Source organism: Peptoniphilus sp. BV3AC2 (genome assembly GCF_000478945.1).
In the GTDB taxonomy this organism is placed as follows: Bacteria; Bacillota; Clostridia; order Tissierellales; family Peptoniphilaceae; genus Peptoniphilus_B; species Peptoniphilus_B duerdenii.
Genome location: NZ_AWXD01000008.1, coordinates 95,246 through 109,777, shown reverse-complemented (window position 1 = coordinate 109,777; position 14,532 = coordinate 95,246). Strand labels below are relative to the sequence as shown.

Here is a 14,532-nt window from a genome sequence, read left to right as displayed (position 1 = left end):
ATATAATATAAGTGTAAACACAACAAGGGGATGAATATAATGAATTATAGAAAGCAAATTGAAATACATCTAAAAAAATCAGGTGGCATTATAACATCTGCTTATTGCAGAGAAAATAACATACCTACAGTATATTTAAGTAGACTAGCAAAAGAAGGAAAATTGTTTAGAGTTCAAAAAGGAATATATATTATTGAAGATGGTGATTACGATGAGTACTATTTTTTCCAATATCAGTATAAAAAGGCGATATTTTCCTATGAGACAGCTTTGTTTCTACTTGGGGTAACGGACAAAATTCCATGGAGAATAGATGTTACAGTATACAATGGATATAAATTTAATGAGAAGAAAAATACACTTAATATCAATTATGTAAAAAAATCTATTTATAATCTAGGAATTATACAGAAAAAGACAATGTTTGGAAACATTGTGAATGTTTACTCCTACGAAAGAATACTTTGTGATTTTATTTCCAACAAAGAAAAAATGGATACTGAAGTTTATGTAAAACTCATTCGTTACTATTTTAAATATAAGGATAAGGATATACATTCTCTATATGAAATAGCAAGAAAAATGGGAATAGAAGATAAAGTAAGGGAAGTTATGGAGGTGGTATATGAATAAAGCAAAGTTAACCGCCATTTGTCATAATATAAGCAAAGAATCAGGACTCCCATTTAATTCAGTAATGTTATATTATTTTTTGGAAAGCATATTAAAAAAATTAGCACAGAGTAAGTATCATGAAAAATTTATTTTTAAAGGAGGTTTTCTTTTATCTAATGTAGTAGGCATAGATTCAAGAAGTACAGTAGATATAGATCTTCTTTTAAGAAATATGCATTTATCAGAAGAAAATGTATTAAAAATAATACAAGAATTACTAGAAGCAAGTCATTCAGATGATATATCCTATAAAGTACATGGAATAAGTACAATCAAGGAAGATGACCAGTATGGAGGGTTTCGTGTAAGTATACTTTGTAGGATGGAGAATATAAGACAAATTGTACCTCTTGATATTGCAACAGGTGATGTTATCACACCACATCCCATAGATTATAAATATATAAGTGCTTTTGGGCAAGAAGATATTTTAATTAAAGCCTATCCTATTGAAACAATTGTGGCAGAAAAAATTCAAACAATATACTCTAGGGGGTTTTTAAATAGCAGAAGTAAGGATTACTATGATCTTTATATAATTTATAAATTAAAAGATAAAGAAATTGATACCAAGATATTAAAAGAAGCATGTATTAGAACTTTTGATTATAGAAAAACGGAATTTGATATAGATAAAATCATAAATTTAATGAGAATGCTAAAAACGGATCAAGCTTTTTTATACAGATGGAATTCTTATTCGAAGAAAAATCTTTATGCTAGAGACATAAAGTTTGAAGATGTAATAGATAATGGAATAAATATTATAGAAAAAATAAAAAATCAGTAGAGCTATAAAAAGATGAGGGATTGAAAATTTAATCTCTCATTTTTTTATTAAAAAATTAAAGGAGGAAAAATGAAATTAGTAATCGCAGAAAAACCAAGTGTTGCAGCATCAATAGCAAAAGTTATAGGAGCAAAAAATAGAAATAATGGATATTATGAGGGGAATGGATACATTGTTTCATGGTGTGTTGGGCATTTAGTACAAATGGCAAATCCTGATGTGTATGATGAAAGATATAAGAAGTGGAGAATTGAAGATTTACCTATTATCCCAAAAGAATACAAGTATGAGGTAACGAAGACAACTAAAAAACAGTTTAATATTCTTAAAAGACTAATGAATAGTAATGAAGTTGACACCATTATTAATGCTTGTGATGCTGGTAGAGAAGGAGAAGCTATCTTTAGACTTGTATATATGATGGCAAATTGTAAGAAGAAAATGAAACGTCTTTGGATTTCCTCAATGGAAGACTCTTCCATAAAAGAAGGATTTAGCAACTTAAAAGATGGAAGTAATTATGATAATCTTTTTGATTCAGCTAAGGCTCGTGCCATAGCTGATTGGCTTGTTGGAATGAACATAAGTAGACTTTACTCCTGTCTATATAATGAAAATTATAGTGTAGGCAGAGTACAAACACCAACTTTATCAATGATTGTGAATAGAGATGATGAGATAAATAGTTTTAAAAAAGAAAAATATTATACAGTGGAGATTTCTATGAATGGATTTACACTGTCGACAGATAGAATTGATGACAAGATAGTGGCAGAGCAGCTTAAAAATTTAATCGGAGAAAAAATTGAAATAACCGATGTAATTAAAAAAGAAAAGATTACAAAGCCTAATCTGCCCTTTGATCTAACAACACTTCAAAGAGAATGTAATAAGTATTTTGGATACAGTGCAAAACAAACCCTAGATTATGCCCAAAGCCTGTATGAAAAGAAGTATATTACCTATCCACGAACAGATTCAAGATATTTGACAGTAGACATGATAGAAAGCACTGTAAATAATATTATAGGGAAAAATGATTTTGACACAGAAAGAATTAAGGTAGTTTTTAATTCTAAAAAAGTTACAGATCATCATGCAATAATTCCAACGATAAGTTCATTAAATAAGGATATTTCAAATCTCCCGGAAAGTGAAGCCAAAGTATATAGACTTATAACAAATAAACTCTATGCAAGTTTTGGATATCCTCTTGTAGAAAATACAACAAAGATAGTGGCTGAATTTGACGGGTTTGAATTTATAAACACTTATAAAATAATTGCTGAAGAAGGATTTACAAAATATTTAGAAGAATATAAATCAAAGAAGAAAGAAGATATACAACTTCCTGATGTAAAAATAGGAGATTTTTTATATATTGAAAATAAAGATATAAAAGAGAAGTATACAAATCCACCTAAACACTTCACTGAAGACACACTCTTAAAAGCAATGGAAATAGCTGGGAATGATGAATTAGTTAAGGATGTTGAAGTTGAGAGAAAAGGACTTGGTACTCCTGCTACAAGAGCGGGAATAATAGAAAATTTGATATACAAAGGTTATATAAAAAGAGAAAAGAAAAATCTAATATCAACTAGAAAGGGATTAAACCTAGTGACTATAGTTATAGATGAGTTTAAATCTCCAAAGACAACAGCAAAATGGGAAATGAGATTAAGTGATATAGCAAAGGGTAAGGAATATAAAGAGAATTTTTTAAAAGAAATTGAAGAAGAAATAGAAAATACTATAGGTAAATATTATAAGTAAATTGATTATAAAAACTTGAATATAATTATAGGAATGAAGAAAGGAATGATTTATGAAAGAAATAGGGTATAATATAAGTGATAAAAGAGTAGGCATTAGGAAATTTGCTTATTTGACATTACTATAAATATACGTTATACTCTTATCAGATAAAGATGGTGTCCCGCTACCGTTAAAGGTGGAGCATTAAAGAAGGTGTATCACTACCTACATCCCAAAGGTAAAATATTAAAGCAAACAGAGAGGTTAAAACCTTTCTATTTTTTTATTCCAATTTCTTCTGCAAAGGAAAACGCAAAAAATGAAAGAATGTTTCTGATGAGCATTTTTTAATTTATGAAGTGATCGATGATAGTATTACTATAGATGGAGATATTTACAGATATTATTCTGATAAAGAAAAAATTCACATATTATCTATATTGGATATTAAGAAAATGATTCCTGTACCGACTGATTGTTATGAAAGAATTGATTTTAACGAACTTGAAGATATCAGATATAAAGACTTATTTCAAAAAGAATATGCTTTTTGTTTAAAAATAAAAACAAAGATCTTGATAAAGGTAGAAAAAATATACAAAAATCAAAAGAAAACAGGAATTATAAGAAGAGCAAATTGCAATTTTTCAAAGTTAGAAAAGGCAATGTTGGATTGGAAGCAATAGAATAAAGGCAGTTAGAGCGATTTGAAAAGTAAAAAATTTCAATCGTTTTTTTATTGCAATAAAAAGATAGCGTAAATGACATTTTAAAGTTATCTTTTGCTTACAGAAATTTAAAAAATAGAAAGAAATAAAGTTTAATAAATAAATATATAAAAATTTAGTTCATTTTTATCACTATAATGAGGAGGGATAAAATGCCAAGATATGATATAGTAGATTTAAGTAGAACAATCTATCTTGCAAAAGAAGAATTTAAGAAAGATATAAAAAAATATGAGGAATATTTAAAGGTATCAGGCAATAACTATAAGTATCCATATATACATCAAATATCTATATACAATATGGATCCAAAAGCAACAGCCTGTGCAGAATTTGATTATTGGAAAAGTATAGGTAGAAGCGTTAAAAGAGGCGAAAAAGGAATACCACTTTTAGATATAGATAGTGGAAGGATAAAATATATATTCGACATAAGGCAAACAGTAAGTATTAATCATAATATTTCTGAGGTAAAGTTATGGAAATATGATAGCAAAAAGCATTTAAACTTACTAGATGAACTGATAGATAAGTTTAAAGAAAAAGATAGTAAGCTTCTATTAAGCCAAGAAGATAAAATTGATGCCTTAGTAGAAAGTAATGTTAGAGGAAAATTCAATAAAATTTTAGAAAGTCTATCTGATGAAAGTTTAAAAAGCATTCAAAAGGTAGACCTTTTTAATTTGTTAAAAGAATCCGTAAAAATTTCCATAAGCGAGAGAATGGAGGTCTCATATCAGCTAAAAGAAGAAAACTTATCTTTACTTTCTAAAATATCAAGTTCGGACATAGACAAAGTATTAAGTATAAGTGCTAATATAAGTAAAAATATCTTACTTGATTTGGGAAGTGAAATAAAAAGATTAGAAATTTTAGAGAAAATTCAAGAAAGAAAAGATTTGGAGCAGACAAAAGAGCTTAAGGAGCGTTATAATAAATTAAGTTCTGATATAAACGGTGAAATAAATTTTAAAGGAGGCTTGGAAGATGAAAGAGAAATTAACATTGGCAGGCAAGGAATACCTCATGGAGGAGGGGATTTACACACCAATCGTCAAGGAGAATTCCTTCGAGAGACAGGGAGGGACATACAAGATGGAAGAATTGGAGGAAGGCATGGAAGTCCTAATACCCAATATGGCAATTCCCAAGGAAATAGATTTAAAGAAACTCAACAGATGGGGAAGGATGAGATTGAACTTTCTCAAGGAGAACAAAGAAGAGGATTATCAGACAATGTATTTGCAAGGGACATTGATGGATCATCTTCTATCAAAGGAAAAAGAGATAGAGGACTTTATCACGAGGGAAGAAGTCAAAATGATGGAAACTTGGGGTCTGACAGAAGAACTGAAAGAAGAGGACTATCTGAAATATCTGAGATTGAAGAAGAACATGGATATGACCCTACAAGAAATAGGGGAAAAGGAGATAATCCTAATCTAAAAAATGAGGAGGTAGAGTCTACTTCCTTTTTTTCTGCTAAAAATCAGGGAGAGCAAATATCCTTCTCAAATCCAATAAGTCAAAGAGAAATAGATACATTTTTAATTCATGGAGGAAATCATGAAGATGGAAGATTAGAAGTAATAGCAGAATTTTCTAAGGGTAAATCTTTAGAAGAACAGATAAACTTTTTGAAAGAAATATATAAGGGAGCCAATGGTCTTGAAATTGAAGGAAGAAAGATATCTGCATGGTTTGGAAAGGAAGGAGCAATTTTTAAAGATGGAGATGAGGCAAGATATAGAGAAGGGCAAATAGTTTCTTGGAAAAATTTAGCTAATAATATTAATGATTTATTAGATAGAGGAGAATTTGCTAGCAATGTGGAGGTTATAGAAAGTGCCACATATGAAAGAGAAAAAATAGCAGAAAAATTATTGTATTTAAAGAGAGACCTTACTGATGAAACTAAGGATAGATATTTAGCGATTCTTAATGATATAAAAGGAATAGGCTTCCCAGATGAAAAAGAAAATCTCGGGAAAAAACTTGAAGATAAAAATTTTATAAATAAACTCAGAAAAGAATACGAGGTATTTTTAGAAGAATATAAGATTAATCCTGATATTTTAAGATTTCATCATTATAAATTATCTAGAATCTACAATGATATCAATGATCTAGAAATAGAAAGAAAATTATATAGGTCAAATTTAAAGGATATTGCACCTATTCAGAGTTTTATAACACAAGATGAAATAGATGAAAGCCTAAAAAGAGGAAGCGGGTTTTCTGATGGAAAGAAAAGAATATATGAATTTTTTACTAAAAAGCATGATTTGAAAGAACAAGCAGACTTCTTGAAAAATGAATATGGCGTAGGTGGAAGTTCTCATGCACTATCTGCTGCAAGAGAAAGTGGTGAGTGGCACGATGCGAAGGGAATAAAATATAATAAAGGTAATGCAAAAGAAATACTACTATCTTGGTCTAATGTTGCAAGAAGAATTAATGACCTTATTAAAAAGAATAGATATATAGATGAAGAAAGTTTTGAAGAAAATAGGGAGAAAAAAACAGATCAGGAAATCAATAAAACAGAAAAAGAAAGCCAGGAGTATATAAATTATCAAGATGATTTGCCTCCAACTGATAATGATGTATATATAGAAAGAACAAATAATAGTTCTATATATTATTATCAAGGACAGTCTGTAGCAAGTATAGGTGATGATGGAAAACTTATCATTTATGATGAATTTATACCAAACTTTTTAAAAGAAGATATATATTCCATAGCCTTTGAAAAACAATTAGATATACCATTAGACCAGTTAGACGATGGAATTATTCTTGAGGGAATACATGACACTTTTTATATTAAAGAAAAGGAAGAAATAGAAGGAAGAGAATATTACCTTTTAGAAAGTCAAAGTCGATATGATGATATTCCAAATATTATAGTTAATTCTAACAAAGAAGTTATAGATGATGATATAGTAAATGGTTTTGAAGAATTTAAGGAATTTTATACTAATAAAAATAAAGAGAATATAGATTTTGATTTAGATAGCCATATAAAAGATGATTATTGGATAATTGAGTTTAATGAGGGTTCAAGTCTAATAGAAAAAGATTATACAGGACAAAGGCTGACCAAAGAACTATTAGATGAAATAAGAGAAATAGATGAAAAGATAAGACTTCATAATAAGACCTTAGGAGAAGATGAATATGGGCAGATGACTGATAAGTGGGAAGGGTATTCCAAATTCTATTTTAACCATATAGTAGATGGGAAAATAGTTGATCACTATAAGATAGACATAGGTGATGGGAACGAGATCAACCAAAGAGACTTTGAATTTCTTTATGAACAAATAGGAAAAAGTCAGATAGAACTTAATCAAACTATAGAAGAAAATAAGATAGATGAAAAAATAATTTCCATAGACCAAATTGAAGATAGACTTTTCGATGTATTAGTTAAGGATAAAGCTTTAGAAAATGAAATTATAAAGGCAAGAGAAAACTTAGGAAATAATACCTTAGCAAGTTTTAACTCTGTATTCCAAAGAGAATATGCAAAAATCATGAGAGAAGTTGCCGATAAGCAGGGAAATCTTCCAGATGATATGAAGTCAATAGATAAGGTTAAAGAATTAGGCATTAGAATAGAAAATAGATATAGAGAATATTTAAATAATTCACTTGAAAACAATATAGAAGATGATAAGGAGATACTCTCTATAAAAGTGGGAGATATAGTTAAAACAGAGGATAATAAATATTTAAAAATAAAAAATATTTCCAGTGGATATGATAATAACCATAATCAAATAATATATTATTCATATGATGCCTATTTTGATAAGGACTTAAAACTATTCTCACATTCCTTTAAAGAAAGCGATTTAAAAGCTTTAGAAGTATTAGGAAATGAAGTAGAAGAAAAATTAACAAAAGAGATTGTAGAAGATAAAATAGCAGTAAAAGTAGGGATTTATTACGCTTTAGTAGATAAAGAGAAAACAAAGGATATAGAACTAGAAGAAACAGGAATTAGAGTTTATCCAAGAAAGGAAAACTCACAAGGAAAGATCTATACTTTATATAAAGGGAAATCTTTTGAAGATAGCAGAAAAATAGACAATTTGTTTGATGAAATTACTGCCAAAATGAAAGAAGCAAACCTTACAAATTTAAATGATGTATTAGAATTGGAAAGGGAAGGTTTATTTGAAATTACTGATGATAAAGTTACAAAATTTGAGGAAGGCTATGATATAGATGTTCAAAGCTTTAATCAGCAATTTCCAGATTATTATAATGATATATATGTTTTTAATAAAAATCTTGAAATCAATGGAGCATATCAAAATTTAGCACATATAAATGAAGAAAATAAAATTACTTTTAATATAAATTTATCTCAAGAAGAAAAATCAAAAATTGAAGAAATAAGAGATAAAAAAGAAGTTCTTTCCAAGTTAATAGATAAGGATATCAAAGAAAAAAGAGAATACTATTTTGATCCTCAAAATGAAGAATACTTACTACTGTCAAAGAAAATAGAAGATGGATTATTAAAAAAACCAGAAAATATTATAGATGGAAAAGAAGGGTATAAGGTAGAGCTAATCTTAGATGTTAAGGGGAAATCTCTTAAACAAAATTTACGATACAATGGGTATATTTTAAATTCTAATCAAGCTATAAAATATAAAAGTTATAAGGACATATTAAGTAACTTACCTTATTTACTTGATGACAAACATAGAGAAGTGCTTTTAAATGGATATTTAAATCAACAAATAGAAAATGATAGAACAAGGCAAGAAGAAAATCCATTTAAAGAAGGTATGAGTGTTAGATACAAAGGAAAAGAATACACTATAACCGCCATTAACGATAATACAAGTCCTAAAACTATAGAACTAGAAGATAGCACAGGACTAATGAATGGTTTTATTACCGGAAGTGAAACAATTCTTTTTAATGATTACAAAAATCTTGATTTAGAAGTATATAAATCTAGTGAAAAAGAAAAACAATCTATTGATAAAGGGGAACTAGTAGAACAAATCAGCTTTGAAGATATTGACAATAATAACGAAGAAGAAGTTAAAAAAGACAAAAAGACTGATAGAGAAAATATAGAAGGGGTTTCTGAAGTTTCTTTAGAAAACTATAAAATTATTAATGAAGAAGAAAACCTACCACCTTCACAGAGATTAAAAAACAACATTGAAGCTATAAATGTCTTAAAGGTTTTAGAAAAAGAAAATAGAAGTGCAAGAAAAGATGAACAGGAAATTTTGGCAAAATATATCGGCTGGGGAGGACTTTCTGATGTATTTGATGAAGAAAAGGAAGGTCAATGGCTTGATGCAAGAAACTTTTTAAAAGAAAATCTAACTGGGGAAGAATATAATAGGGCAAGAGAATCAACCTTAACAGCTTTTTATACGCCGAAAGTAGTTATAGACGCTATCTATGAAAGTCTTTCTAATCTTGGATTTGAAAAAGGAAATATATTAGAACCAAGTGCTGGGACAGGGAGATTTATAGGAAATCTACCTGAAGAAATGAAAGAGTCAAACTTTTATGGAGTTGAATTAGATAGCATTAGTGGACAAATTGCCAAAGAACTTTACCCTAATTCCAATATACAAATAAAAGGATTTGAAGAAACCAATTTTTCTAATAACCTATTTGATGTAGCCATAGGAAATATTCCTTTTGGAGAATTTAAAGTAGCAGATCGTGAGTATGAAAGAAATAACTTTCTAATTCACGATTATTTTTTTGCTAAAACTTTAGATAAGGTTAGGGATGGAGGCATAATTGCTTTTATAACATCTTCAGGAACAATGGATAAAAAAAGTGAAGATGTTAGAAGATATATATCGGAAAGAGCAGAGTTCTTAGGAGCAATAAGACTACCAAATACTACATTTAAAGGGGTAGCTGGAACAGAAGTAACTTCAGATATAATCTTTTTAAAAAAGAGAGATAGGCTATTAAAGATAGATGAAGACTGGATAAAGCTAGACAAAGATGCAAAAGGACTAATATATAATAAATACTTTGTAGATAATCCTCAGATGGTAATAGGGACTATGGAAGAAATACCGTCAAGATTTGGGACAAGCCTTGCATGTATTGAAAATAAAGATATTTCTTTAGAAGAAGGACTAAAAAAAGCCATTAAAAATATTCAAGGTAGGTATGAAGAAGCTCAAATAAATGATGATTTAGGAGAAGAAACAATACCAGCTGATGATAGTGTTAAAAACTATTCTTTTGCTTTAGTGGATGATGAAATATATTTTAGAGAAAATTCAATTATGCAAAAAATATCCTTAAATGAAAAGGATAAAGATAAGGTAAAAGAATATTTAAGATTAAATGAAAGTCTAAGGAAAGTTATAACCTATCAAAAAGAAGACTATTCAGATGAAGAGATAAAAAAAGAACAAGAAAATCTAAATAAATTCTACGATGATTTCAATAGCAAACATGGAAGACTAAATTCAAAAAACAATAAAAAGTTATTTAGAGAAGATGCCAATTTTTCTTTAATTTCAACTTTGGAGAAATTAGATAAAGAAGGCAACTTTATAGGAAAATCTGACATCTTTAACAAGAGAACTATAAAAAAAGCTGTAATAATAGATCATACAGATAGGGCAATAGATGCTCTGGTACTCTCTATTAGTCAAAAAGGTAAAATAAATTTTGATTATATGGAAGAATTGACAGGAAAAACAAGAGATAAATTAATAGAAGAATTAAAGGGAGAAATATTTTTAAATTTAGATTCCTTTGAACCTAATGATATAAATCCATTTAAGTCTGCTAAAGAGCTAGGAGATTTTTCAAGACCTTACGTAAGTGCTGATGAATACTTGTCAGGAAATATAAGAGATAAAATTGAAGTTGTAGACTCTTATATTAAAAACATCGAAAAAGAGTTAGGAAAGGAAGAAAATCTAGAGGATAGTAAACTCTTAAAAAAAGAATTAGAAGAGTTACATTTTCAAAAAGCAAAGCTAGTGGAAGTAATGCCTAAAGCACTAGATGCAAGTGAGATTACAGTTAGAATGGGTGCAACATGGATACCGGAACAAGATTACAAAAAATTTATGTTTGATTTGTTGAAAACACCAGTTTCATCAAGGTGGAATATAGATATTAAGTATTCTGACTTTACAGGAGAATATAGAGTTGAAGGAAAAAGCTCTGATAGGGACAATGACCTTGCTTCTTTTACCTATGGTACAAATAGGGTAAATGCCTACAAATTGATAGAAGATACTTTAAATTTAAGAGATACTAAGGTATTTGACCAAGTAGAAGACAGTGATGGAAAGAAAAAATCTGTGCTTAATCAAAAAGAAACAATGCTTGCAAGAAGTAAGCAAGAGATGATAAAAGAAGAATTTAAAAGCTGGATATTTGATGATGTGGAAAGAAGGAATAGATTAGTAGAAGATTATAACGAAAGATTCAATTCCATAAGACAAAGGGAATATGATGGATCTAATCTTACTTTTGAAGGAATGAATCCTGAAATAGAATTAAGAGCACATCAAAAAGATGCCATAGCAAGAGGTTTGTTTGGTGGAAATACTTTACTTGCCCATGAAGTAGGAGCAGGAAAAACCTTTGAAATGATAGGTATAGCCATGGAGTCAAAAAGACTTGGGATGAGTAATAAGTCAATGTTTGTTGTTCCTAACCACATTGTAGAGCAATTTGGAAGAGAATTTAATGAACTTTATCCAGGAGCTAATGTATTATGTGCTACAGAAAAAGACTTCACACCAGATAGACGAAAAAGATTTTGTAGTCGCATTGCTACAGGAAGTTTTGATGCTGTTATTATAGGGCACAGTCAATTTGAAAAAATTCCTATATCAAAAGAAAGACAAGAATATGAATTGCAAGGTCAAATTGATGAAATAATTGACTATATAGATGAATATAAAAGAGAAAGGGATCAAAGATTTACTGTAAAGCAATTAGAAAAAACAAAGAAAAAATTAGAGACAAAGTTAGAAAAATTAAATGCTGATTATAAGAAAGATGACGTTGTAACCTTTGAGGAACTGGGAGTAGATAAGTTATTTGTAGATGAAGCCCATGCCTACAAAAACCTTTATCTATTTTCTAAAATGAGGAATGTAGCAGGAATTACCTCTACAGATTCACAAAAATCATCAGATATGCTTATGAAATGCCGCTATATGGATGAAATAACTAATAATAAAGGATTAGTATTTGCCACAGGTACGCCAGTAAGCAACAGTATGGCTGAACTTTATACCATGCAGAGATATTTACAGTATGATGAATTAAAAAAGATGAAATTGCAACATTTCGATTCTTGGGCGTCTACTTTTGGAGAAACAATAACGGCAATAGAATTAAATCCTGAGGGTAATGGTTATAGGAGCAAAACCAGATTTGCAAAATTTTATAATCTTCCTGAACTTATGAATACTGTAAAAGGATTTATGGATATTAAAACAGCTGATGTTTTAAATCTTCCTACACCAATTGCCCATTATGAAACTATAAAAACAAAGCCTACCGAAGAACAAAAAGAAATTCTTGAAACTTTTTCCGAGAGAGCAGATAAGGTTCGTGATAAGCAGGTAGATTCAAGTGTTGATAATATGCTATTAATAACAAATGATGGGAAGAAGATGGCATTAGATCAAAGATTAATCAATCCTTTACTTCCTGATGATCCTAATAGTAAGGTGAATACCTGTATAAAAAATGTATTTAGCATTTGGGATAAATATAAAGATAAAAAATCTGCTCAATTAATATTTTGTGATATGTCTACACCAAGTAATGATTTTAATATCTATGATGATATTAAAACAAAACTTATAGATATGGGAGTACCTGAAAATGAAATAGAATTTATTCATAAGGCAAAAAACAATATGGAAAAAGACGCTATCTTTGATAAGGTAAGAAAGGGAGAAATAAGAGTCTTACTTGGTTCAACACAGAAAATGGGAGCAGGTACTAATGCCCAAGACAAACTAATTGCAATTCACGATCTTGATATACCATGGAGACCTGCTGATCTTTCTCAAAGGGCAGGCAGGATTGTGAGGCAGGGAAATGAGAATAAGGAAGTCCATATATTTAGATATGTAACAGAAAATACTTTTGATGCCTACCTATTCCAAACCTTAGAGAATAAACAAAAATATATTTCCCAAATTATGACGTCAAAGACTCCTGTAAGAGTTGCAGAAGATGTAGACGAAGCCACATTAAACTATGCCGAAATAAAAGCTCTTGCAACAGGAAATCCATTAATAAAGGAGAAGATGGACCTTGATGTTGAAGTTTCTAAACTTAAAATGCTAGAGTCCAATTTTAAATCAAATCTTTACAAGCTGGAAGATAAAGTAGTTAAATTTTATCCAAAGGAAATAGAAAGATTAAAAGAAAGGATAGAGAACTTAAAGGCAGATATTAAAAATGTTGAGCCTTATAGAGAAGTAGATAAAAATTTAAAAGAAGATAATAAATTTACCTCTCTAATTATTGACGGAAAGAAGTATATAGATAAGAAAATAGCTGGAGAGTTTTTGTTGAACAAAATTAAGGGAGTTAAAATATATAGGGAAATGGATAAAGATGGAGAAAAAATAGGTGAATATAGAAATTTTGATTTATCCATAAAATATGATTCTTTTTTCAATAAATATAACTTTATATTAAAAGGTAAGGGAGAATATAGAGGAGAGTTTGGAACAGATGAAATAGGTAATATAACAAGAATGGATAATGTATTAGATAAATTACCTGAACGATTGGAAGATACAATTTCCAAACTAAAAGATACAGAAGAACAGTTTCAAACAGCCAAAATTGAAATACAAAAAACTTTTCCTCAGGCTGAACTTTTAAAGGATAAGAGCCTAAGACTTGCAGAAGTAAATAGTTTACTAGATATGGGAAAAAGTGAAGATATAAGCCAAGACAATCCATTACTTGAAGAAGTAAAGGAAGAATTGATAGACTTCCTTAACAGAGAATATGATGAAGAAAATAGACTAGAGGACTTTGATACTATATTTCCTGACTTAACAGATATAGGAGTAGCTTATACAACTACACCAGATGAAAAACATGAAATACAAGTAAGTTTAGATTTAATAAATTACAAGATGAACACCTATGTAGATAAGAACCTAATTGACAGCTTTCAATACACCTATGATCCCTTAGATGCAAGTGATTTAAAAGAGCTAGTACAGATAAAGACATCTATTGGCTTTTGGGATTTTAGTGAGCTTGTATCAGTAAATGAAGAAAAACTGAGAGAAGTAATGGGATTTGAAATAGATGATGATGGCAACTTCTATGACCCATTATCTAAAGATATGGATTTAGATGGAATAATAGATAGAAATGATGCTGACTTTAGAGATAGTAAAGTGCAGGAAATAGGAGATTTTGAAAGGAAAGAAAAAACATCTATTATGGATAAATTAAAGGAATATAAGGGGAATTTAGCAGTAAATAATAATATAAAAGAAATAAATAATAGTGAACCATGTGGCAGATAAAGCTTTAAATGTGATTATTAGAGGACAA

At 29.2% G+C, this 14,532-nt stretch carries 5 protein-coding genes and 1 pseudogene; all 6 read left to right on the top strand.

Features of this window, described 5'->3' with window-relative positions; all coding sequences use genetic code 11:
• Positions 1–39: 39 nt before the first annotated feature.
• Positions 40–633: a type IV toxin-antitoxin system AbiEi family antitoxin domain-containing protein gene (locus HMPREF1252_RS02360; RefSeq protein WP_005956659.1), complete on the top strand. Its 594-nt coding sequence runs from the start codon at positions 40–42 to the stop codon at positions 631–633.
• Positions 626–1,465, top strand: coding sequence for a nucleotidyl transferase AbiEii/AbiGii toxin family protein (locus tag HMPREF1252_RS02355; RefSeq protein WP_023059396.1), 840 nt, complete (start codon positions 626–628; stop codon positions 1,463–1,465). The genes HMPREF1252_RS02360 and HMPREF1252_RS02355 overlap by 8 nt, the downstream gene beginning before the upstream one ends.
• A 69-nt stretch (positions 1,466–1,534) precedes the next feature.
• On the top strand, positions 1,535–3,241 hold the full coding sequence (locus tag HMPREF1252_RS02350) for a DNA topoisomerase 3 (RefSeq protein ID WP_023059217.1): 1,707 nt from the start codon (positions 1,535–1,537) through the stop codon (positions 3,239–3,241).
• Between the two features lie 261 nt (positions 3,242–3,502).
• Positions 3,503–3,909 (top strand): annotated as a pseudogene (locus tag HMPREF1252_RS02345) (type III toxin-antitoxin system ToxN/AbiQ family toxin); the annotation flags it as partial.
• Positions 3,910–4,938: 1,029 nt separating this feature from the next.
• The gene (locus HMPREF1252_RS10060) at positions 4,939–5,397 is read left to right on the top strand and encodes a TnpV protein (RefSeq protein ID WP_369756144.1); all 459 of its coding nucleotides are present in this window, start codon (positions 4,939–4,941) and stop codon (positions 5,395–5,397) included.
• Positions 5,398–5,780: 383 nt separating this feature from the next.
• On the top strand, positions 5,781–14,504 hold the full coding sequence (locus tag HMPREF1252_RS02340; protein WP_369756211.1) for an SNF2-related protein: 8,724 nt from the start codon (positions 5,781–5,783) through the stop codon (positions 14,502–14,504).
• Positions 14,505–14,532: the final 28 nt, after the last annotated feature.

Excerpts from the sequence above, each read along its gene's own strand:
- HMPREF1252_RS02355 (WP_023059396.1), top strand. The coding sequence starts at position 626 with ATGAATAAAGCAAAGTTAACCGCCATTTGTCATAATATAAGCAAAGAA.
- HMPREF1252_RS10060 (WP_369756144.1), top strand. The coding sequence starts at position 4,939 with ATGAAAGAGAAATTAACATTGGCAGGCAAGGAATACCTCATGGAGGAG.
- HMPREF1252_RS02360 (WP_005956659.1), top strand. The coding sequence starts at position 40 with ATGAATTATAGAAAGCAAATTGAAATACATCTAAAAAAATCAGGTGGC.
- HMPREF1252_RS02350 (WP_023059217.1), top strand. The coding sequence starts at position 1,535 with ATGAAATTAGTAATCGCAGAAAAACCAAGTGTTGCAGCATCAATAGCA.